At 53.4% G+C, this 22,220-nt stretch carries 19 protein-coding genes; 7 read left to right on the forward strand and 12 right to left on the reverse strand.

What is annotated here, in order from left to right:
* Nucleotides 1-22: 22 nt before the first annotated feature.
* From ABJG22_RS07610 to ABJG22_RS07620, 3 genes are read right to left on the reverse strand one after another with little or no spacing between them, the layout of a single operon-like run.
* Nucleotides 23-1,285: an N-succinylarginine dihydrolase gene (locus ABJG22_RS07610; protein WP_348019643.1), complete on the reverse strand. Its 1,263-nt coding sequence runs from the start codon at nt 1,283-1,285 to the stop codon at nt 23-25.
* Nucleotides 1,282-2,292, reverse strand: a complete 1,011-nt coding sequence (locus ABJG22_RS07615; RefSeq protein ID WP_348019644.1) for an arginine N-succinyltransferase — start codon at nt 2,290-2,292, stop codon at nt 1,282-1,284. The genes ABJG22_RS07610 and ABJG22_RS07615 overlap by 4 nt, the downstream gene beginning before the upstream one ends.
* A complete protein-coding gene (locus ABJG22_RS07620; protein ID WP_348019645.1) occupies nt 2,289-3,497 on the reverse strand; it encodes a hydrolase in 1,209 nt (402 codons plus the stop codon). Before ABJG22_RS07620 ends, ABJG22_RS07615 begins: the two co-directional genes overlap by 4 nt.
* Before the next feature lie 466 nt (nt 3,498-3,963).
* On the opposite strand from ABJG22_RS07620, the gene ABJG22_RS07625 reads away from it, so the two are divergent.
* Nucleotides 3,964-6,069, forward strand: coding sequence for a malate synthase G (locus tag ABJG22_RS07625; RefSeq protein ID WP_348019646.1), 2,106 nt, complete (start codon nt 3,964-3,966; stop codon nt 6,067-6,069).
* On the opposite strand, the gene rsmA is transcribed toward ABJG22_RS07625, so the two are convergent.
* Genes rsmA through ABJG22_RS07640 form a run of 3 tightly spaced genes read right to left on the reverse strand, consistent with a single transcriptional unit; the run spans nt 6,066 to nt 9,132 of the window.
* Nucleotides 6,066-6,893, reverse strand: a complete 828-nt coding sequence (rsmA, locus tag ABJG22_RS07630) for a 16S rRNA (adenine(1518)-N(6)/adenine(1519)-N(6))-dimethyltransferase RsmA (RefSeq protein ID WP_348019647.1) — start codon at nt 6,891-6,893, stop codon at nt 6,066-6,068. The two genes, ABJG22_RS07625 and rsmA, sit on opposite strands and share 4 nt — an antisense overlap.
* Nucleotides 6,890-7,897, reverse strand: coding sequence for a 4-hydroxythreonine-4-phosphate dehydrogenase PdxA (pdxA, locus tag ABJG22_RS07635; protein ID WP_348019648.1), 1,008 nt, complete (start codon nt 7,895-7,897; stop codon nt 6,890-6,892). The genes rsmA and pdxA overlap by 4 nt, the downstream gene beginning before the upstream one ends.
* Nucleotides 7,897-9,132: a peptidylprolyl isomerase gene (locus ABJG22_RS07640; protein ID WP_348020324.1), complete on the reverse strand. Its 1,236-nt coding sequence runs from the start codon at nt 9,130-9,132 to the stop codon at nt 7,897-7,899. Before ABJG22_RS07640 ends, pdxA begins: the two co-directional genes overlap by 1 nt.
* On the opposite strand from ABJG22_RS07640, the gene ABJG22_RS07645 reads away from it, so the two are divergent.
* On the forward strand, nt 9,071-9,334 hold the full coding sequence (locus tag ABJG22_RS07645; protein WP_348020356.1) for a hypothetical protein: 264 nt from the start codon (nt 9,071-9,073) through the stop codon (nt 9,332-9,334). The two genes, ABJG22_RS07640 and ABJG22_RS07645, sit on opposite strands and share 62 nt — an antisense overlap.
* 25 nt (nt 9,335-9,359) lie before the next feature.
* Here the strand turns inward: ABJG22_RS07645 and lptD are convergent, their stop codons facing one another.
* A complete protein-coding gene (lptD, locus tag ABJG22_RS07650) occupies nt 9,360-11,573 on the reverse strand; it encodes an LPS assembly protein LptD (RefSeq protein WP_348019649.1) in 2,214 nt (737 codons plus the stop codon).
* Between the two features lie 268 nt (nt 11,574-11,841).
* Between lptD and ABJG22_RS07655 the strand changes: the two genes are divergently transcribed.
* The 3 genes from ABJG22_RS07655 to ndk all read left to right on the forward strand — a co-directional run bounded on the left by ABJG22_RS07655 (nt 11,842) and on the right by ndk (nt 14,318).
* Nucleotides 11,842-13,299: a leucyl aminopeptidase gene (locus tag ABJG22_RS07655; protein ID WP_348019650.1), complete on the forward strand. Its 1,458-nt coding sequence runs from the start codon at nt 11,842-11,844 to the stop codon at nt 13,297-13,299.
* Between the two features lie 41 nt (nt 13,300-13,340).
* Nucleotides 13,341-13,778 (forward strand): DNA polymerase III subunit chi, encoded by a 438-nt coding sequence (locus ABJG22_RS07660; protein ID WP_348019651.1) that lies wholly within the window; start codon nt 13,341-13,343, stop codon nt 13,776-13,778.
* A gap of 117 nt (nt 13,779-13,895) precedes the next feature.
* Nucleotides 13,896-14,318 (forward strand): nucleoside-diphosphate kinase, encoded by a 423-nt coding sequence (ndk, locus tag ABJG22_RS07665; protein ID WP_348019652.1) that lies wholly within the window; start codon nt 13,896-13,898, stop codon nt 14,316-14,318.
* Nucleotides 14,319-14,434: 116 nt separating this feature from the next.
* Here the strand turns inward: ndk and ABJG22_RS07670 are convergent, their stop codons facing one another.
* Together ABJG22_RS07670 and ABJG22_RS07675 are read right to left on the reverse strand one after the other, a co-directional pair.
* On the reverse strand, nt 14,435-15,562 hold the full coding sequence (locus ABJG22_RS07670) for a PepSY-associated TM helix domain-containing protein (RefSeq protein ID WP_348019653.1): 1,128 nt from the start codon (nt 15,560-15,562) through the stop codon (nt 14,435-14,437).
* Nucleotides 15,562-17,643, reverse strand: coding sequence for a TonB-dependent receptor (locus ABJG22_RS07675; RefSeq protein ID WP_348019654.1), 2,082 nt, complete (start codon nt 17,641-17,643; stop codon nt 15,562-15,564). The genes ABJG22_RS07670 and ABJG22_RS07675 overlap by 1 nt, the downstream gene beginning before the upstream one ends.
* 321 nt (nt 17,644-17,964) lie before the next feature.
* Here ABJG22_RS07675 and ABJG22_RS07680 point away from each other — a divergent pair, with 321 nt between their 5' ends.
* Nucleotides 17,965-18,765, forward strand: coding sequence for an alpha/beta hydrolase-fold protein (locus ABJG22_RS07680; RefSeq protein WP_348019655.1), 801 nt, complete (start codon nt 17,965-17,967; stop codon nt 18,763-18,765).
* A gap of 25 nt (nt 18,766-18,790) precedes the next feature.
* Here ABJG22_RS07680 and ABJG22_RS07685 read toward each other — a convergent pair whose 3' ends face one another.
* Nucleotides 18,791-19,288 carry a nuclear transport factor 2 family protein gene (locus ABJG22_RS07685; RefSeq protein WP_348019656.1) on the reverse strand — a complete coding sequence of 166 codons (498 nt, stop codon included), beginning with the start codon at nt 19,286-19,288 and terminating at the stop codon, nt 18,791-18,793.
* 86 nt (nt 19,289-19,374) lie between these two features.
* Between ABJG22_RS07685 and ABJG22_RS07690 the strand changes: the two genes are divergently transcribed.
* Nucleotides 19,375-20,148 carry an SDR family oxidoreductase gene (locus tag ABJG22_RS07690; protein WP_348019657.1) on the forward strand — a complete coding sequence of 258 codons (774 nt, stop codon included), beginning with the start codon at nt 19,375-19,377 and terminating at the stop codon, nt 20,146-20,148.
* A gap of 22 nt (nt 20,149-20,170) precedes the next feature.
* Here the strand turns inward: ABJG22_RS07690 and ABJG22_RS07695 are convergent, their stop codons facing one another.
* Complete coding sequence (locus ABJG22_RS07695; protein ID WP_348019658.1) at nt 20,171-20,860, reverse strand: CerR family C-terminal domain-containing protein; 690 nt, start codon at nt 20,858-20,860, stop codon at nt 20,171-20,173.
* Complete coding sequence (locus tag ABJG22_RS07700) at nt 20,853-22,178, reverse strand: oxygenase MpaB family protein (protein ID WP_348019659.1); 1,326 nt, start codon at nt 22,176-22,178, stop codon at nt 20,853-20,855. The genes ABJG22_RS07695 and ABJG22_RS07700 overlap by 8 nt, the downstream gene beginning before the upstream one ends.
* Nucleotides 22,179-22,220 lie beyond the last annotated feature (42 nt).

Here is a 22,220-nt window from a genome sequence, read left to right on the forward strand (position 1 = left end):
ACCCGACAGTGAAGGGATGCAATTAGCGATCCAGTTCTGTGAGGCCGCATATCGCGAGCAGTTCGCTCCTGGCCGTGCGTATCGCTTGGATTAACCCCGGATCGGAAAGCTGGTCTGGATTGATTGCTTCGGGCCAATGATTGGACACGATCCGTGCAATGGCATCAAGCTTGTCCGATGTTGCCATAAAGCGCTGATCGACGGTGGTCGGGTCCGCGACGACGCGCAGTCGCAGGCATGCGGGGCCACCACCATTGGCCATGGATTGCCGAACATCGACAGGGCACAGGCGGCGTATCGGCCCATTGCCGTCGACGAGTTCCTCTAGATAGCTCCAGACGCGCTCATTTTCGCGGGCCTCGCTTGGCAGGATGAGAGCCATGCCACCTTCGCCCGGAAGGGTTACCAGTTGCGCGTTGAACAAATAGGATTTTATCGCGTCTTCCAAACTGACCTTATTGGTCGGGACGATGATAATCTCAGCCTCGGGCATTTTCTCTCGGATCGCGGTATAGAGCGTGTCCGGCCGTTCAAAGGCCTGTTCATGGGTGAACAATACCCGCTCATTGGCGACCGCGACAACATCATTGTGAAAGGCGCCTGCTGCTATCGCGATTTCCGCCTGCTGGGCAAATAGTGCGTGATGTCGGTCCAGGCGATGTTTGCGGGCCACGGCTTTGCTTGCTTCAATATGTTGGCGAGCAGGAAAGGGGCCACCGCTTTTGCCAAAGACGAATATCTCGATACCCGGCGCGTCATGGCGTGGACAAAGGCGCATATGATTGGCAGCCCCTTCATCGCCAAAGGGCGATGGAACGGGAGCGTGGACGGAGAAATGCTCGCCATCGGCAAAGGCCAGTTGTATCTGTGATGCTGTTCCGGGCCATTCATGGCTGCGGTGTGGCATGGTTTGCAAATTGGCAACGGTGAGATGGCATCTGTGATCGGGAGTGTCGGGTGCCGGAGAAACGGTCGCGGCATTGGCGGCCCACATTGAGGATGCGGAAAAAGCCGCAGCCCGCATATGGGCTTCGGCATCACCAACCGTCGTACCCAAGCCGTCCAGCCAGCTCATATTGGGCCGATCGAGCGGCATGAAAAATCCTTGCGCGAGACCGAGGTCCAGATTGTGTCGCATTTTGGCGATACCTTGAAGCGCCGCTTCTCGTGGATAGGCGGTTTCACCAGCATTGGTTGCAGAGGCAATATTGCCAACGCTCAGTCCCGCATAATTATGGCTGGGGCCGATGATGCCATCGAAATTGATTTCAACCAGCGGGTTCATCGGGGGATGTACCTAATCATGTCCCCCGCGTTCAGTCCCAGATTATCGGCAGCCTGCTGGTCGATTGTCACACCATCGGGGGTTTCCGTGACCATCGCATAGGTTGCCTGAAACTGCAGAAGCGAACCATGGGAGATGATCGATTTGATCTCGCCGTCCGCCATCGCGGTGATTGCCGCGGACTTTGAATTGCGAATGCTGGTCACATCGTTGGTTTTAGCCGCCATAGTCGGCCCACCGTCAAAAATATCGACATAGCCATCATAGGAGAAATTCTCGGTTTCGAGCATGCGCATCGCCGCGCGGCCGCTGGTATGGGGTACGCCGATGGACGCTCGCGCAGTTTCGCTCAGCATCGCCGTATAGATCGGGTGTTTGGGCATTAGGTCGGCAATGAATTGGTTGCCGTGAATGGCATTGAAATAGTCCGCTTCTTGAAAACTCATGCCAAAAAAGCGACCCGCGAGGCCGTCCCAGAAGGGAGATCCGCCTGCTTCGTCAATCACACCGCGTAGCTCTGCAAATACCTTGTCGCCAAAGCGGGTGCGATGCTCCTTGATGAACAGATAGCGGCTGCGCGCCAGCAACATGCCCAGACCACCTGCGCGCTCGCCCGGATGGAGGAATAGACCGCCAACTTCACTGGCGCCTTCCAGATCGGTGACCAGGCTCAGCATTTGTGCGCTGAATGTGCGGTCCAGCTCTTTGCTGGTTTGCGACAAGGTGCTCAGGCGATAGGAATAGAAGGGCCATGTCTGGCCGACTTTGGTGAACAGCTGCGAAGTGCCGCGGACTGCACCGGTTTCGACATTTTCCAGCACCATGACAAACAGATCATTGCCATGTTCGTTCGTATCACTCTGATAAGCGCGTTCGGAGCGCTCTAGTTTCTCGGTCAGGGAATCGCGATCGGCCGGCAGGTTGGTAAAGCCGCCACCCGTCAGTTTCGCCATTTCGTATAGATGCTGCAGATCGCTGACCCGCGCCGCCCGTATTCGGAAACTCATAATCCTCCCTTTCCGGCAATCCGCATGATTGTCAGTGCCGATAATTGTGTCCGTTCGATCAGACTGTCTGCGATCAAAAATTCATCAGAGCTGTGGATCGCTCCGCCGCGGACGCCCATGGTGTCGACCACCGGAATGCCACAGGCCGCGATATTATTGCCGTCACATACCCCGCCGGTGCCCCGCCAATTGATATCGAGACCGAGTTCCGCGCCGCATTGTTTCACCAAGCCAAAGAGTTTCTGCGCTTGGGGATCGATTGGTTTGGGTGGACGGCCAAAACTACCGTGACAATGGGTGTCTAGATCATGTTCGCGTGCGATATCGGCAACCAAATGGTCGAGTGCAGCTTGCGCCTCTGCTTGATCTTCGAGAGACTTTGGCCGGAAATTGACGCGTAGGATCGCGTGATCGGGAACGCTGTTATTGGGGGCGCCGCCATCGATCTTCGCCGGATTTACGCTGAGCCCCTCGCGGTGGAGCGCTTTCAAGCGTACGGCCATATCGGCCGCCGCGATCAAGGCGTTGCGCCCTTCATCGGGATTGCGGCCTGCATGAGCACTCTTGCCGGTAAATATGATTGAGAAATTGCCGCTGCCGCCGCGTTCGCCGGCCAGCGTGCCGTCGGGCAGGGCGGGTTCATAGGTCAGGGCAGCTGTTTTGCCTTTGGCCAGTTGTTTGATCAGCGATGCTGAAGAACCGGACCCGACTTCTTCATCGCTGTTGATCATCACATCATAGCCGATCTGGCTCGCGACGTCGCTTTGCTCCAGCAGTTGCAGCGCACCGAGCATGACGGATATACCGCCCTTCATATCGGCGAGGCCCGGGCCGTTCAGCAGGCCACTTTCCAACTCGACAATTTGCTGAAACGGATGGTCCACCGCGAATACCGTATCCATATGCCCGGTTAGCAATATACGGACCGCTGCTTCGGGGCGTACGGAAGCAACCAGATGTTGTCCCCGCTGGATCTGATCAACACGGCCATCGGCGCGCACAGCGTCAACCGGTTCAGGATCGAGCAGCTGGATATCGCCCGGCAAGACGGAGAAAGCATCAGCAAGCATTCCCGCGACGGTTTTTAAACCATCGAGGTTGCCGCTGCCGCTGTTGACCTTTGCCCATTCAAGGGTTCGCGCCAATAGAGGCAGTTCGCTCGCCTTTTCCAATGTCTCTTGTTCAGGGAAGGAATTTGCTTTCATTTGAAACCGGTAGCATTTGTCACCATCTGATGCCACCCGCTCTGTTGTCCTGAAATTGCTGTCCTACATGGGCGCCGATCAATATATTCTGATATTCATGTTCCCAAGATGGTGCGGGCCGTCGTTGAAAGGAGTATCAAATATGTGTGAAAGAAGAGCCGACGAAATATTGATCTTGCGAGACATTCTAGAACGGAGGTTGGGTTCCAAGCCAAAGTTATTGAATTATCGTCCATTTTTTAGCATTTCTACGCATATATCTATCGTGGAAAAATAATCTCTCTTAACAGTGTAAACTTTGTAAAGTTCGCCATCGGGACGATCGTTTTTTAGCCTCCCTTTGCCCATAGCATTTACAGGGCGAAAAAGAGTGGCCATAGACGGCTGCGATTCCTCCCCGGAAAATTTTGATAGTTTAGAGTGTACGCTGTACGCTTCGGGTAAATGATTTGAACGAGGAAGATTTATGTCTGAATATGTCAGCCAGAACGGCATCCAGATCGCACAGGAACTGTTTGATTTTGTCAATGACCGGGCCTTGCCGGGAACCGGCGTAGATGGCGCAAAATTTTGGCAGGCTTTTGCAGAACTGCTCGGAAAATTCGCGCCCCGCAATACATATCTCTTGGCAAAACGAGAGGATCTGCAAGAGCAGATTGATGCTTGGCACAAAGCCAATATGGGTAAGGCCATTGATCAGACTGAATATCAATCATTTCTAAAAAGCATTGGCTATCTTGTTGAAGAACCAGATTCTTTCTCGATCACCACCGAGAATGTGGATTCGGAAATCGCGACAATGGCCGGACCGCAGTTGGTGGTGCCATCACTCAACGACCGGTTTGTTCTGAACGCTGCCAACGCCCGCTGGGGTAGTCTTTATGATGCCTTTTATGGAACGGATGCATTGAACGCTCCGCCAGCCAAGCCGGGCGGCTATGACCCTGAGCGTGGCGCGCATGTGGTCAAAGCAGCAAAGGCATTTCTGGATGAAGCCTTTGCCCTGACCGATGGCTCCTGGATCGATTATACCGGTGGTGAGCCTGCATTGGCTGATCCATCGCAATTGGTCGGCCGAAATGGTCAGTCACTATTGCTCAAACATAACGGATTGCATGTCGAGGTCGTGATTGATCCAGCCCACCCGATTGGCAAGGATGACCCGGCTAATATCGCGGATGTTCTGATGGAAGCGGCGCTGACCACGATCATCGATATGGAAGATTCGGTCGCGGCTGTGGATGCCGAGGATAAGGTACTGGCTTATACCAACTGGCTTGGTCTGATGCGCGGCGATCTGGATGCTTCCTTCGAAAAGGGCGGCAAGACGATTGAGCGGAAAGCAAATCCCGATCGGGATTATACCGATCTGGACGGTACCGCTTTCTCCTTGCCGGGCCGCAGTTTGATGTTTGTTCGCAATGTCGGCCATTTGATGACCAATCCGGCGGTGTTGCTGGCCGATGGATCAGAAGCGCCAGAAGGATTGCTGGACGGCGTGTTCACTAGTCTTATCGCGATGCATGATATCAAGGGATTGGGTGAGTTGAGCAACAGCCGCACCGGATCCATCTATATCGTGAAACCGAAAATGCACGGGCCGGAAGAATGCGGCTTCACCAATGACCTGTTCGATGCGGTGGAAGATATGCTCGGATTGGACCGCCACACCATGAAAGTGGGTGTGATGGATGAAGAGCGCCGGACTTCTGCCAATCTCGCTGCGTGTATCTACGCGGTGAAGGATCGCGTCGTGTTCATCAACACCGGTTTTCTTGATCGCACCGGCGATGAAATCCACACTTCGATGCAAGCGGGCGCAATGCTTGCCAAGGGTGATATCAAAAATAGCGACTGGATCACCGCCTATGAGCAGCGCAATGTCACCATTGGCCTAGCTTGCGGTATGTCCGGCAAGGCGCAGATCGGAAAAGGCATGTGGGCCGCACCCGACATGATGGCCGACATGATGGAACAGAAAATCGGTCATCCGATGACCGGTGCCAACACCGCCTGGGTGCCCAGTCCGACGGCGGCGACCCTGCACGCGATCCACTATCACCGGGTCAATGTTTTTGACCGGCAGAAAGAGGTCGCGGCTGATGGAATTGCTCCGCTCGGCAAGTTGCTGACCGTTCCGTTGGCGGATGGCCATAATTGGTCGGACGCGGAAATTGAACGCGAACTCGACAATAATGCCCAAGGCATATTGGGTTATGTTGTGCGCTGGATTGATCAGGGCATCGGCTGCTCCAAAGTACCGGACATCAATGATGTCGGTCTGATGGAAGATCGCGCGACGCTGCGGATATCCTCGCAGCATATGGCCAACTGGATGCTGCATGGCGTCTGTTCGGCCGAGCAGGTCGATGCCGCCCTGCTGCGGATGGCGTCTAAGGTGGACGGTCAGAATGAAGGCGATCCCCTATATCGGCCTATGGCTCCCAATCCGGATGATAGTCTCGCTTTTCAGGCGGCGCGTGATCTGGTGTTCAAGGGTGTAGAACAGCCTAGCGGCTATACCGAACCGTTGCTGCATGCCTATCGGCGCAAGCTGAAAGCAGCCGGCTAGGAGAGCCGCCGGGCGAGTTCGACGAACTCGGAAACCGCGAGTGTCTCGGGCCGGCGTTGACTGTCAATGCCGGCTTGTTCCATCGCTTCGAGGCCGCCGGGCAGCTTTTTCAGGCTTTGCCGCAGCATTTTGCGCCTTTGGCTGAAGGCGGTCTGTGTCAGGATTTCCAGCTTGGCGAAATCGACGCCCTCGGGCTGTGCTTTGGGAACGATATGGACAACCGCCGACATGACCTTTGGCGGGGGCGTAAAGGCCGATCGGTGGACGGTCATCGCGAGCTTTGCGGTGCTGCGCCACTGGGCCAGGATCGACAGACGGCCATAGGCACTGGACCCGGGCTCCGCGACAATCCGGTCGGCGACCTCACGCTGGAACATTAGGGTCAGGGATTGCCACTGGGGCGGCCATTGCGGAACGGAGAGCCATTTGATGAGCAGTGCAGAACCGACATTGTAGGGCAGGTTGGAGAGGATATGAAACGGCCCGTCAAACAGACTGCCATAGTCCAGCGCCAGCGCGTCGTCGTTGATCAGCTTGAGCTTGTCCGGGAAATAGTCGGATAGCTCGGACAAGGCGGGCAAGCAGCGTTCATCCCGCTCCACGGCGGTTACGCTGGCTCCGGTTTGCAAAATAGCACGGGTCAGGCCGCCAGGGCCGGGGCCGACTTCAAACACTTGCTGTCCATCAAGATCGCCGGGAACCGCCGCAATACGGTCTAGAAGCTGCATATCGAACAGGAAATTCTGACCCAGCGCCTTGCTAGCCGTCAGGCCGTGTTTCTTAATCACCTCCCGAAGCGGGGGCAGGGCGATATGCTGTTTCAATGGTCGTAAATCTGTCGATTGGCGACCGCAGTAGCAGCCATCTGGATCGCAGCGATCATGGACCGGGGATCTGCGATACCTTGTCCAGCGATATCGAAAGCGGTCCCATGATCCGGCGATGTCCGGACAATAGGAAGACCGAGCGTGATGTTGACGCCATCAAAGAAATGCAGGGTCTTCAAAGGTATCAGGGCCTGATCGTGATAGGGGCATAGCGCGACATCATATTTGGCCCGGGCTTCCTCATGGAACATCGAATCTGCCGGAATCGGATCGGTGATATTGATCCCTTCCTGTCGCAGTTCATCAATCGCGGGTTGCATGATCCGCTGCTCTTCCTCGCCAATATTGCCGTCCTCGCCGGCATGTGGATTGAGCCCAGCTATCGCGATCCGCGGTTTTTCTATCCCGAAATTCCGGATCATCGCCTTCTGAGCGGCGCGAGCCCGAGCGATGATCAGCATCCCCGTCAGTTGCTCCGGAACGTCCTTCAGTGGGATATGGGTTGTCATCGGGATGACCCGTAATGAGGGGCCCGCCAGCATCATGACCCCATTCTCCCTCGCTATTCCGCAACGCTCCGAAACAAATTCGGTCTGACCGGGATAGCGGAAGCCAACTTTATATAGCTGGGATTTGGACACCGGAGCCGTGATCACTGCTCCAGCATCTCCTGAGCGAGTCAACCCACAAGCAATTTCGAGTGCGTGAAGTGAACATTGGGCGCCATCTAATGTTGCCTCACCCGGGACAGCAGCATCGGCTTCATGGATGTGCAATATTGGCAGCGCATCGCCGAATATCTCGCTGGCTTCCGCGGGCTGTTCAATTTTTTGAGTAGGCACGCCGGTAAGATTTTCAAAGTCGGCCATATTGCCGATAGCAAAAAATGGCTTAAGTCCGGCTTCGACGCGCTGTTGCCAGCTCTTTCCAATGATTTCAGGGCCAACTCCAGCAGGGTCACCGCAAGAAATGGCAAATGGCTTGGCGTTCCAATCGGCCATTAATTATATTCGATAATGGCGTCGCGTCTTAGATCGCGGAGATATATTTGGGCCCGCTTGTTGATGCGTTCATTCTCCAATTGAGACATGATGGCATCGAAGGACGGTGCAGCAGCAGTCTGGGGATCATCTCGCCCGCACAGGATAAGAACGCGAACGCCATCTTCGACCGATCCAAATGGCTGACTAGCCTGACCGATCTGTAATTTCCCGATTGCGCCTTGTAGAGCGGCGGGAAGATCACGAAGTCTAACTTGATCGTTGTCGACTATGCTGGCTCCTAATTGGGCAGCAACTTCATTCGCTGCGCCACAGCCTTTGATATTTTGGGTCTCGGTGGCAAATTGTGCCGCTTCCGAGGAGGCTTGCGCTTCGGTGGTTCCTACCGGAAAGCTAATCGCGAGTTGTTTAAGGCTGAGTAGAGCGTTGCGGGGATCAGCTGTTAGTACCTGACGTGAGTCGATCAGATAGAGGATCGAAAAACCACCCGGTACTTGTATCGGACCAACAACCTGTCCCACTTGCATCTGATTGGCAGCATCTGCCAATGTTTGCGGCAGTTGAGCCGGGCGGACCCAACCTAAGTCTCCGCCGGTCGCAGCTGTAGAGGCTTCCGAAAACTGTCGAGCATAAGCAACAAAGGAGCCGCCCGCGCGGATCTGCTGCAATATTTGGGTCATATTTTCGGCAACCTGTTGTGCTGTTTCTTGGGATGCCGACATATAGATCTCGCCGATACGATATTCGCTCGTGCCTTTTGAAGCGTTCAGGCGCGTGATGATGGCATTGACCTCTTCATCGCCAACATTGATGAATGGCTGGATGTTGCGACGCAGTAGTCGGCTCCATGCCAACTCGCCCCGGATCTGGCGCTTAAGTGTATCTGTGGATGAGCCTCTCGTACGCAGATATTGATCGAATGCGCTAATGTCCTGCTTGAAATTTTGTTGAGCTACTTGACGAAAAGTAGCTTCAACTTCCGCATCAGCAATGCTGATTTCATTGGCTTCCGCTTCTTGAATTTGAAGTGTTTCGTCGATCAGATTCCGCAATACTTGCAACCGTAACCGCTGCTTCTCTTCGTCCGAAACTTTGCCGCCGTTGGCTGCTACTATAAGAGCGAGCCGGTGACCAACATCGGTTCCAGTAATGATATCGCCGTTAATAATCGCCGTGGCACGCCGAACATTTGGATCATTCTCTCCGAATATTGTCAATTCATCAGGGATATTCAATCCGGTTTGCGGCAGTGAGCTATCGGAAACCGTTTGGCCTATCGATGGCGAAGCGCCAGCGATGGTAAGTGCGGCGAATAATGTGGCCTTGGTTTTGAACCTGCGTATTTTCATGCTCAATAAATTCATTTCTTGTTTCTTCTCAACTACAAAGAGTAATGTTCATGCAGCAAATAACAAATATCTACTGAACCCAATATGAGCGGATTGACCCGTTTGAAGCATCTCTACACGCCCAGATTGCGCAAGGCCAGCCGCAACAGAAAAGTACTGCCACGCCGTGCATCACCGCTATTTTCATAATCATAACGCCAGGTTACACCCATGGAGAGACAACCGTCGTCATAAGCGACGCCAAGACGATGCCTCACCGGATCATATCCGTCGGCCACTGAAATTGGATCTTCCTTGCGATCTGTCAGGTCAACGATAGCAGAGCCAAATACGGACCAGTAGCGGTCGATCTGGTAACGACCTCCAACTCGAATTTCTTCGCGGTCTCGAAGGTCTTCAAGCTGGGATCCAATATTGCGGTTTAGGCGCAGATAGCCGACTTGAGCGTACGTGCTCTTAGAACCAATCGTCGCGTCAATCTCGTTGCGCCTTACGGCAAAATTATCTTTGTCGAGCCGGAAACGGTGGGTGAACTTTACGATATCCTTGAACCGAACATTGGTGCGGCCAACAATATCGGAAAAACGATCAGACAGCCCGGTGCCCTCTGGGACGATATTGCTGTTATCTTCCAGTCGATAACTCTGGCCGACGATCATGTTTATCTGCAGTTGAGGGCGATTAATTTCCCATTCCAGCCCGTAGGTTGCTCGGACGTTATCCTCATAGCGATCGTAGCCGGGAAAGCGATTGAGAGCGAAAAGGTTGCTGTCTTCCAAATCAACTGCGCGGGAATCTTCGTTGGGGACGGAGAGATTCGCTAAACCGGGTGTTGCCACGATTTGAAACCGCGGCGTGACGGTTTGGGTGCCACCAAAGGCTTCACCGATCAGCGGCCATTTTACATCGATCGCTGCTGTAGCAATAGCACGGGTCTCCCAACCGCTTTGACCGCGATAGATGGCGGTTTCGTTGAGTGCATTGTCTTCGCTATGATAAACGTCGCCACGAACCAGACCTGTCAAGGTTATCTCTTGCCCCCAGTCGGTTAGTTTCCGTAAGTCCCAGCGGGCGGATCCGAAAGCGCGTTGGGTATCTTGCCCCTCGCTGCGTCCTATAGCGAGGCTGTTCGCTTGTATCTCAAGTCGTCCACCCAAGACAGGATCATTGAACCGTTTGCGATAGTCAATCACGGGCAAAGCAACAGGAACGCGGTTTTGCGGATCATTCACTCTGAGTGTTTGGAAAGCCCATCCAGCCAAAGAGAAATAGCTGCTGTCATCAATCCGCTCGATATTGATTGTCGAGCGCAGGCTATCGTCATCGCTGATATCATAGCGCCTTAAGAACGTTCGATCGGATGCTATCCTGGCCGATTGCGAAACTGTCCATTTATCATCCAGCCGGAACCGTCCGCTGGTGGCAAAATAGCCCCGAAAATCTTCTTCTGCATTTGGCAAGGCCTGAGATGCACCGGCTGGAATACGGGAACCATAGGTGGCATAGCCGGTTAACTGGAAGGCGCCCTTTTGATCAAGGCTACGAAAAGTACCGCTGACCAGCGGCGCGACATCGGTAAATATCTGCGTGGTCAAGATGGCATCTTGATTAGGCGCAATATTGAAATAGTAAGGCACCGTTACGCCGATGCCATTGACCGTATCAAATTTGATATTGGGAACGATTATGCCACTGCGGTTTTCGTCACTTATCGGATGAGAGAGACCGGGTAGAGGGATGACGGGCAGCCCAAAAATTTCGATGCGAGCCCCATCATATTTCACACGCTTTTCGATCGGGTCGTATATTACTTTAACAGCTTTAATCTGCCAGCTGGGGTTTTTGGGGCAGCCATCTTCGGTTGTGACTGCACAAGCGGTATAAGCAGCATTGTCTAGCGCAAGTGAACCATCGGCAAAACGTTCGCTTCGCTTAGCGGCGAGGCGGCTACCATCTTCTAGAACGAGCAGAAGGTTTTCGACGGCACCATCGCGCAGGCTATCGGTAAGTTCAATCCGGTCGCCATAGGCCACGTCACCATCCGGGCTGATCGAGCGAATATGACCTTCTGCCACAACGGATCCGGTATTCCGGTTCCAGACAACTGTATCCGCATGTAGCTTATAACCGTCGCGATTGAGGTTTACATTGCCTTTAGCGGTGACAAAATCATTCTCAAAATCATAGTCGATGGAATCGGCGCTAAACTCGATTTCATCATTCTGCTCGTTGGGCGCTGCCGCTGTCTCGTTTTGTGATTGGCCCATAGCGGATGTTGGCGTCGCGGCGGCGGCGCAAAGGGCAAAAAGGGCGAGTGAAGATTTCATCGACTGGCTCAACCTACTTTAAGTCCCACTTTGGGCAGCATCAAATATCGCATTACCCATCTTCCGAACGCCTATTGCACCAGTTTGTCTAGTCTGCAAATTTTCTTTGACAGATTCTGATGAACAGATGCTTGACCAAAAAACCCAGACGGTGCAGCAACGTCCCCAGACAATATAAATGTCGGTTGGTTCATGTTTGAGTCGAACCGACGAGTGGACCGTTGCGGTTATTCACTCTTCAAAATATAAAAATAAGGACAGTTTCCCCATGAATTTCAATTTTGCCAATGAACGGCCTTCGGATGCTGATGCAATTATATTCGCGATTGCGGCGGATGGTTTGAAAGGCTTCGATTTCGCGTTGGAGCAAGCCGACACGGTGAAGGCGGCTGCTAAAGCGGCGCGGTTTGATGGGAAGACTGGCGAAGTGTTTGAAACCTTCGTGACCGAATCGGATCAGGTCTTGCGGGTGGTTTTGACCGGTATGGGCAATGGAAAAGCGAAAGATGCAGAATTTGCAGGTGGTTCCGCCATCGCAAAAATCCTAGCGTCTGGGGTCAAGCATGCAGCCGTTGCTGCCTCCGGTCTGGACGAGGCGCTTCTGGCGCGTCTGCTCTTCGGCGCAAAATTGCGCAGCTGGCGGCATGACAAATATCGGACGACTATGCCAGAAAAGCAAAAGGTCACTCTCCACACAATCACGATGCTCGATCAGGATCTGGAAACCGCCAAAACCTGGCAGGATCTTTCTGCCGTGGCTGATGGTGTTGCCTTGACTCGAGAGCTGGTCGCGGAGCCGGCGAACACGATCTATCCTGAGAGCTTTGTCGCCCGTTGTGAAGAATTGAAAGGCCTTGGCGTGGAATTCACGGTGCTCGGCTGGGATGAAATGGAGAAGCTGGGCATGGGCGCTCTGCTTGGCGTTTCGCAAGGTTCCGAACGTCCACCGCGGTTGCTCGCGATGCGTTGGGACGGCACCAACGGTGCTCAGAAGACTCCGCTGGCGCTCGTCGGCAAGGGTGTAACCTTCGATACGGGCGGAATTTCGTTGAAACCCGGTGCCGGCATGGAAGAAATGAAATGGGACATGGGCGGAGCCGGAGCGGTTGCTGGTACTATGAAGGCACTTGCCGGTCGCAAAGCCAAGGCACATGTCGTTGGTGTCTGCGGTTTGGTTGAAAATATGCCTGATGGGAAGGCACAACGCCCCGGTGATGTTGTGACCAGCATGAATGGTCAGACAATTGAAGTCATCAACACCGATGCAGAGGGGCGGCTGGTGCTTTGTGACGCGATGCATTGGACGCAAGAGATATTTAGGCCGGAAGTGATGATTGATCTAGCAACGTTGACTGGCGCGATGATCATTGCGCTGGGCAACGAACATGCTGGTTGTTTTAGCAATGATGATGATCTTGCTCAGGGTCTGATAGATGCTGGCAAGGAATCCGGCGATCCGGTGTGGAGACTTCCCGTCGGTCCGGCATATGATAAGCTCATCAATTCCCCTATTGCTGACATGAAAAATGTTGGTCCGCGCGGAGCGGGGTCAATTACGGCCGCGCAATTCCTCAAGCGTTTTGTGAAAAATGGCGTGAAATGGGCGCATTTGGACGTTGCTGGAATGGTGTGGGCTGACAAGCCGAGTCCGGTTTGGGACAAAGGTGCAACCGGCTATGGCGTGCGCTTGCTCAACCAATATGTCGCCGATCATTTCGAAGATTGATCCTACTGCGACCATGTGGCGTAGATTGATCGGAACATTTGGTGCGCGTTGATTTCTATCATCTAACCCGGGATCCGGTGGAGAAACTGGTGCCGATGTTGGCGAGTAAGTCGCTGGATGTCGGCAAGAGGGTGTTTCTTGTATCGCGGGACGAGGCTCGCTGTGCCGCGCTCAGCAAATCTCTGTGGAGTGATGATCCGGCAAGCTTCCTCGCCCACGATTTTGCGGGATCGGAACGGCAGGCCGATCAACCGATCCTGATTTCGGATCAATGCGAAGCAGCGAACGGAGCGCCCTATATCATCCTTTCGGACGGCCAATGGCGGGAAGAGGCGCTGACTTTTGAGCGCGCCTTCTTCCTTTTCGCCGCTGACCAGATTGATCATGCGCGGACGGTTTGGCGGGATTTGGCTGCCAATGAAGTGGTCACGCCGCGCTATTGGAAACAGGATGGCGGTCGTTGGGTGGAAGGCCCTTGATTTCATCTATTGTTGAGGTTTGGGGCAGCGATAGCATATCGAAAACTTGCCATGTTGCAGTGCAACGGCTAAGGGCGGCGCAAACTTACCACATCCCCTATTCTATGGAGAAATATCATGGCCGTGACACGGACATTTTCGATCATCAAACCTGACGCAGCGCGTCGCAATATCACTGGTGCTGTTACCAAGATGCTGGAAGAGGCAGGGCTGCGCGTTGTCGCTTCCAAGCGTATCCACATGACCCAGGAGCAAGCTGAAGGCTTCTACGCCGTCCACAGCGAGCGGCCTTTCTTTGGCGAACTCGTCGCGTTCATGACCAGCGGCCCTTGCGTCGTACAGGTTCTGGAAGGTGAAAATGCGATGCAGGCGAACCGCGACATCATGGGCGCGACCAATCCTGCCGACGCGGCACCTGGCACAATCCGTAAGGAACTGGCCGAAAGCCTGGAAGCAAATACGGTCCACGGTTCCGACAGTGAAGAAAATGCCGCGATCGAAATCGCCTATTTCTTCAATGAGGACGAAATCGTCGGCTAAGCCCAACGCATTTCTAATGGTTATGGACGCCCGGTTGCATTATTTGCGGCCGGGCGTTTTTAGTGGGGATTGCGAGACGCGATCGGGGAGTTTCCATTTTGGATGGAAAGCGGATGTTAGCGTTTAATCGCGTTGTTTTGTTTTGCATTGCCTCGGCGTCGCCATACTAGCCGCAGCCCACTATAACACAGCAGTAGCGTCATCAATCCCACCAGGGTGACGATCAGTCTTCCAACTATGCCAGCTGCATGCCCTGAGTGAAGTGGATATTGCCATGCAAAGAATAGATCACCGCCGCTTTCGCCGATATCATGCCGATTGCCGGTGATTGTGCCATCTTTCATGCTGATATAGGTCCACAGGCGTCCCTGATTGTCGGGGTCGCGATCATCATATGTTCGCACAGCATATTGCCCGACCGCCGGGAAAATTCGGACACTATGAACTTGCGAAATATCCGCTGTCACGCGTGAAATTGCATCATCAATTCCGATTCCGATCTCATCATCGGTCTCTGGCATGGTTTCATGCAGTCGTCCGCTAATGGGCGAAAGGGGCTGCACCAATTCACGGCTCGCATTGGGAAATGACAAGGTAACACCGGTCAGCGCGATCGTGAATGTTAGCAGCCACAACCACATGCCCTTGGCACGATGCCAATCGAATAGGCGACGCAGTCCACCCTTTCGTCCGGCGATTCGGAATGCATCCTGCCATTTCTGACGGTTGGGGAAAGCGAGGGGCAGGGCGAAAAAATGATCGAACAACCAAAACAGGCCGATAATCCCGACGATAGTCGCTCCAACTTCATGGGCCAGCAATTCAGTATGCAGGCCGTAAAGCAAATCAAGGAGATGGTGGCGGTCAAATCGCAAGGCTCCGCTTTCGCGCCACCCCTCTACGGTGCCACTGCCTGGATCTACAAAAACCTGCATCGCGCGCATGCTGCCGTCCGGTAAAGCCTGCCTGCCGATCAGCCAGTGCGTATAGCCTGTTTCAGGTGCAAGAAGCGCATTGTTCACAGAAAGACCAGGTAAAGCGGCCTTTGCGTTAGCAACGATCATATCTAGCGGTACGGGTGTGTGGTGGCTGATCTCCGTCTGCCTTAGGTCGGGATTTAAAGCGATATCCAGTTCGTCATACCACGCAATTGCCATGCCGGTGATGGCGAGTAGTATCAACCACCCGCCGATCAATATCCCGAACCAGCGATGCCAGAGTTTGAGGCCGGTGCGCCGCTGCATCAAAAGCGATATGAGGCAGTCAGGCGAAAGTTCCGACCTGGTTCTGACAGACCCGAAACAATTCCATAGTCTGGTATTGCGGTATAATCGCCGACACTGGCATGGGCCAGATATTGCTTATCAAACAAATTGTATATCGCCGCATTTATGGAAAGACGCCCATCATCAAAAGGCAGCCAGCGGGCGAAAAGATCAACCACGGTATAGCCCGGTTTGTCGATCAACTCAGTGGCTGGAACGAAACCAAGCTCTGCATCGCGAAACAAGACTTCGAGATCACGCACGGCTTCAAATCGTGTTAGGCTGGCTTCAAATCCCAGCGACGATGAAGGATCGAAACTGGCCGTTAGTTTCCAGTTATCTCCCATGGTATTACCGAGGGCGAGCTGTTCGTAGCCATTGATACGATTGCCATTTATCCTGGAATCGTAGCTGTTGTAGAAACCGCTGATGCCGAAAGAACCGGTGCGATAGCCAGCCCGTAATTCGATACCGTCCGAGGTGAAGTCACCAACATTTTCATAATAGACGCCGTCTTGCGGAAATGGCCCGCGATAGAGTTGATCCAAGATAACGTCGTTGATCTTCATGTCGAAATAGGCGGCGGAAGCGGTAAAGCCGTCACGTTCAAAGGTCGCACCGACTTCGAAATTTCCAACAGTCTCTGGTCGCAGACCAGGTTGCAGGATATCACGGCCGGGCCTGTGCTCAAGCGTGAAAGCATCACCGATCTCTTTGCCACGAAATGCTTCTGCATAGCCGGCGTTTAACGTAAGGCCCGGAATCACTTCAAAATCAGCACCGATATTGAATGAGATCCCATCGCTTTCTGTACCTGTGTCGTAGGTGACGACATCCAGATTGTATGAATCATAGCGTACGCCAAAGCTGAGCAGCAATGGATCGGCGACCTGCCAGTGATCCTGTAGATAGATACCGAATAGGTCTCCGGTTTCTTCGAATCGACCAATATTGGGGTCCCATGCCCATGGCTGCCATGTAGCGTCATCGGCAAGATATTCGCTGGCTACGCTGTCAGAGCGGTGTTCCACGCCAGCTACGATGTCATGGTCAGAAAATTTGGCACGAAGACGGGTATCAAAGCCATAGCTTTCGATATCTGCGCCATAGAGCCCCCAACGATCATTGCGATCCAGGGTAAATTTTGCGCGTGTCCAATAGCCTGTGGCTTCAAGGCTGATAGCCCCGCCGGAATTATATCCGTAATTGCCGATAATTGTTTGGCGTGTGCCTTCCGCTGGGAACAAGCTATCGCCAACCAATACCGGCCAATTTGGTCGGGCGCCAAATTCACCTTCCTCTTCACGATGTTCGTAACTCAGAGAGAAGTTGTGCCCAGAACCGACCTCACCGCCAATTTTGACAAAGCCAAGTTGCTGCTTCGCGGCGGTGCCACGCAATTGATTGCCGTCACCATCTTGAAATTCATTGCTGTCCGAATAGACATAGGAACCGACAATACCGATATCTCCAATAAGCTTCCCGTAGAGAGTAGCTGACAATTTATAGCCATCATTGGAGAACCAGCCTGCCTTGACGATTCCGCCAAAATCACGACCTGGTTCCAACAAATCTGATGCATCGCGTGTCCGGAAACGAAGCGCACCACCAATAGCGCCGAAACCGGAAGTCGCTTCACCGGCACCGGCCTGCAGTTCGACCGTTTCCAGGAGTTCAGGCTCAATATTCACACGGCCAACATGGTGGAACAATGTGCCGCTTTGCGGAGCACCGTCAATGGTCACATTGATTTGCGAATCCTCAAGCCCGCGTACATAGATTTTTTGCGTAATGCCGAGCGAACCACCGACTGAAACAGAAGGGACCTGGCGAAAAATATCCCTCAAATCATTCGCTTGCAGAAAGTCGAGCTCATCGCGGTCAATCGCAACGCCCGTCAGTTTCCCAACAACGATAATCTCATGTCCAATGCCGTCACGTTGGCCTTGCTCTTTGCCGGCGACGGATTTTTCTGAGCCATCGTCCTGCGCATAAGCAGGGGAGATAGAAACTGCTGCGGTTGAAGCAGCACATAGAATAGCAAGTTTATGGTGGCGCATTGTCTGGTCCCTCTGTTGATAGCGAGGCACGCGTAGGATTAGTTGATAACGATTGTCAATAGCAACTTGTGGGATATTTGTGAGTTTGATGATTTTGCTTAGACTGTTGGAAGCTTAGGCCAGATTGTTCGACGTCCGGCCCTATAAGGTGATCGATTGATTGACCGTCGCGTGCGCTTCCTCCAAATATAGGATATGCAAAGATTATCGATGCTCATTGCTACTGCATTCCTCATAATGTCCGCTCCAATGGGCTTGTCGCCAATTGTGTATGCACAATCATATAGCGAAGCAAAGCCCCTCGCTTTTGGCGAACAATATATGGTTGATTCAAAAATATATGGAGAGGCGCGGGAAGTGAATGTCTATCTTCCTGACCTTCCAGACTGGGCTGACGAAGTTTTTGAGTCTCCTCTCCCCGTCCTATATTTAATTGACGGTGGCACCGACCAAGACTTTTTCCATATAGCTGGATTGTCTCAATTGACTTTGGTGAATGCGGAACGTCAGCCAATGATTGTGGTTGGTATAAAAACGCACAATCGCCGGGCTGAAATAAGCTATCCAGCGACCGACCCACGGTATCAAACTGAATTTGCGGAGTGGCAAGTCGCCGACGGGGAAAATTTTCGCCGTCACATTGAAGACGAAGTGATGCCGCTGATCGAAGCCAAATATCAGACTGGTCGCAAAATTATCTTGGGTGAATCGCTGGCCGGCCTATTCGTGATGGAAGTGTTTTTGCGGAACCCGAATATGTTTGATGATTATGTGAGCGTTTCTCCCAGCCTTTGGTGGGACGACCGGTTTCTCGCAAAAAACGCGGCGACATATTTGAAGACGCACAAAGCCTCTGATCGTCGCCTCTATGTCACGATGGCCGATGAAGGCGGAACGATGCAGAAGGGACTGGACGAACTATTACTGGCTCTCGATCAAGACGCACCGGAAGGTCTGCAGGCCAAATATGTCGATCGAAGGCAAGAGGACAGCCACAGTACAATTTATCATCATAGCGCAAGAGATGCATTGAGCTGGTTATTCGGGATCGACCCGGGGAATTACGGGCAGGCGCCATGGTATCTGACCGAAGGTGCCGATCCGCCATCAAAAGAAAATTAGCGCATTTCGCCAATCGATCGCTTGATTATTTACCGCTCACATGGTTCCCAACTGTCACTGCGGAACTGGTCGCCTCTTCGGAGCGTTCCCAGTCATGGAAGGCTTCACGGCGGACAATGATCCAACTGCCATCCCGTTTTTCTAACGTGTCGCAATAGCGTCCAGCGACGATCCAGTCGGTGGCCTTGCCGTGGGTTTCGCATGGGGTGAAGTCTGGGTGACCAGCTTCGATATAGTGATAGGCAACAAAATTGGCTTCGGTGGTGGCGCTTTTGCCGTCGGCCGATAGCGCGATATGGACATTAGAGATTGAATGATGGGTGCCGGGAATAAATTCCAATATTTGACTAGCAAAACCGATAAATTCATCTGGTGGGCCTTCATATTCGGCATGTTTGTGGACATGATCATCGGCAAAGCAAGATCGTACTAGCGGCCAGTCGCGGCGATCGATGCCTTTGCAATAGCGGTGAAGGATATCCTGAATTTCTTCACGAGCCGATAGCTCCTCCAAACTGTACATTCCCGATGTCTCCTAATTTTGGCAGTCGTTATTATTTGACTCTGGTCATAGCCTTTAACGCAATAGTCATTGAGGGAGATAAGAGCATGGGCAGACTGCAAGGCAAAGTGGCAATAATAACAGGTGCGGCCAAAGGGCTTGGCGAAGCGGATGCGCGAATGTTCGCGAAGGAAGGCGCGACCGTCATTCTGACCGATATGGATGCCGACAATGGCAATCGCGTCGCCGCAGAAATTGGGGGTACGGCGGAATTTCATGTGCAGGATGTTCGGGAAGAACAAGGATGGGAGGATCTCGTCGCTGATATCGTCTCGCGACACGGGAAGCTCGATATATTGGTGAACAACGCCGGTGTGGTGGAGCCTGGTACGATCGAGACGCAAACAGCAGACGAATATCGCTTTGTGATGGCAGTCAGTGCCGATGGCGCCTTTTATGGCTGTAAATATGCCGTTCCGGCGATGAAGGCATCGGGCGGTGGCGCGATCATCAACATGTGTTCTATCGCGTCGATCATCGGTGAACCAATTGTGGTGGCTTATTCCATGGCAAAGGGCGCGATTGAGAGTCTGACTCGCAGCGTTGCGGTGCATTGCGCCAACAATCAGTATAATATTCGTTGTAACAGCGTGCATCCAGCGGGCATATTGACGCCGATGGTCATGGAGATTGGCCCAAAAATAACGGACCGCGATGATTTGCGACCGGCAAGCGAAGGGCCTGCACCCAGCCTGCTGGGGGAGCCCGACGACATTGCCAATACTGTGCTGTTTCTCGCCTCTGATGAGAGTAAGTTCATCAATGGTGCCGCCATCCGTGTTGATAACGCAAAGTCGGTGGTGGAAGGCGTCGTGCCCTAGTTTTCTGTTGACCTGGAAGCGCTTAGGCGCGCGTCAGAGCGTCCACAAAACGATCAATCGTACTGTCGAGCAAAGCGAGGGTTTCGGTATCGAGCACCTTGCGGCCGAGTATTTGGAGAGAGACGTCGCGTCCTGTGTTGAACGCCAATAGGCTAGAGATTAGCATCAACGCTTCGGTGCGATCACTTTCCATGGTCTCTCGTTTGTCCTTTGCTCCCGCCAGCATTCGCGCGGTCATTTCGACGCCGGGTTGCCAGAGCCGTTCATATAGTATGGCAAAGGCTGGTCCGCGTTCACGCATCTCGCGTGCGACGAAATCAGCGCGCGACTGGGCGCTTTCGGTTTCGGCAAATATCCGGAGCACCATGTGTAACATGCGTTTCAGGTCTGTGCGGCATCGTTCGGGATCACCGCTTGTATTGAAACTGATTTTACCAGTTGATGCCAGAGTGGTGGCACTGCGTTCATATCGTGCGACAATATCTTCGGCGCAAGCTATATAGAGGCCCTGTTTGCCGCCGAAATGATAGGCAATTGAAGGCAAGGTCACTCCGGCCTCTGCGGCGATTCCCCGCGTGGTTGCGCCAGCAAAGCCATGTGCTCCAAAGCCCGCAAGCGCGGCGTCGAGGATAGTGCTGCGCGTCTGGTCACTTTTGGCATAGCCTTGTGGTTTTGCCGCGGGCGCCGAGGATTTAATCCTGGTTTCAGCCATGTGATTCTCGATAGTTGTTGCCGTCGGTCACGAATTCAGCATGGCCATAGCGTTCGAGCAGACGGTTGAGCTTGCCGATAAGGCGTCGATCCGCCGCTTCGCGAATGTACGGAATCTTGGCTAGCAGTTTATAGAACTGCAACGGCACATAGATGCGTCCAACAGAGGCTAGCGCGAGCAGCCGGTCGCCTAGCGTGTAATCAACGCCTATCTCCTTAGAGCGCTTCGTATCACCTTGCAGGAAATGCCGAATAAAATAGGCTTTGGAGAAGCCGCGTTCCAACGTGCGGTCGATCTTTCCGCCCAGTGATTGGTCATGTGATAATTGTGTGTTCATCGTTCCTCGCACTAGCGCGCCGCAAGTCTCGTCGTCAAACGCGTTGCGCAAAGTTGCTTGTCTGGCGAGCATAAGCCGGGTGATCTCGTGCGGTGTTTCTCCGAGAAGTTCCTCGGGCAAGCCAAGCAAGAAGCAGCGATAGCGCGCGATTTCGATCCGGGCTTGCTCTGCTGGTGTGAATGCGTCGCGTCCTTCTCGAATGGCTTTGAAAGCAAGGAGAAAGGAACCAATCTGTCCAGCTGGCATCTGATCGACCTGTGGAATCGGGATGCCAAAGGTTTGTGTATCCCAGATGCCGTCGCGCTGCATAACATTGAAACGCACCATCGAGTGCATCAGCCGCACCATTGCTGCTGCTTTGAATGCCGCGCCATTACGTTCGAGTGCGCCGGGCATCACCGTTAGCGTGAAGAAGCTTGCGGTCTCATGGACACGCCGTGCGGCGAGCTTGTCAGACAGCGCGCCGGTGAGCGCCATGGGCAGCGCCGAATAGCGGTTCATGAAGGTCGCAAGAAAGGCGCCGCGGATCGCGAAGGGGGTGAGGTGCGCATATTGGTTTCGTTCCACCCGTGCGCCCTCGCGCACCAGATCCATATCGACCCAATCAGGTCGATTTTCCATAGCGGTAATAAATGCCGTAAGTTCGGGCGGTGCATCGGGTACTGCGTCCAAGCCCTTATCACATGCGGTTTGGAGCATATCGATAAGCGTGCGAAATCCGAGATCCGGAATACGCGCGGCATAGGCGTCCGCAACTGGGTCGCCCATGAAGGTATAACCAGCCATCATTTCGACCAGCGCTTCGTCTTCCATAAGCTCCGGGACCATATCTTTAAACTCCGGCCGTCGCTCTAGGGACGCTTTGGTGGTGAACCGTTCGGGCGTGGCAGTAAAATCAAAGCGACCGAAAATCGCGGGCGTTTCGACCGCCTGTTTATCTACGCGGTTCCAAAGGTCTGAGTGATGATGACGAATCTGCATGGCTTGCCTTTCTTTTTATATCAACCGATAGATATCTATCAA

The organism is Parasphingorhabdus sp. (genome assembly GCF_039939955.1).
Classification (GTDB): Bacteria; Pseudomonadota; Alphaproteobacteria; order Sphingomonadales; family Sphingomonadaceae; genus Parasphingorhabdus.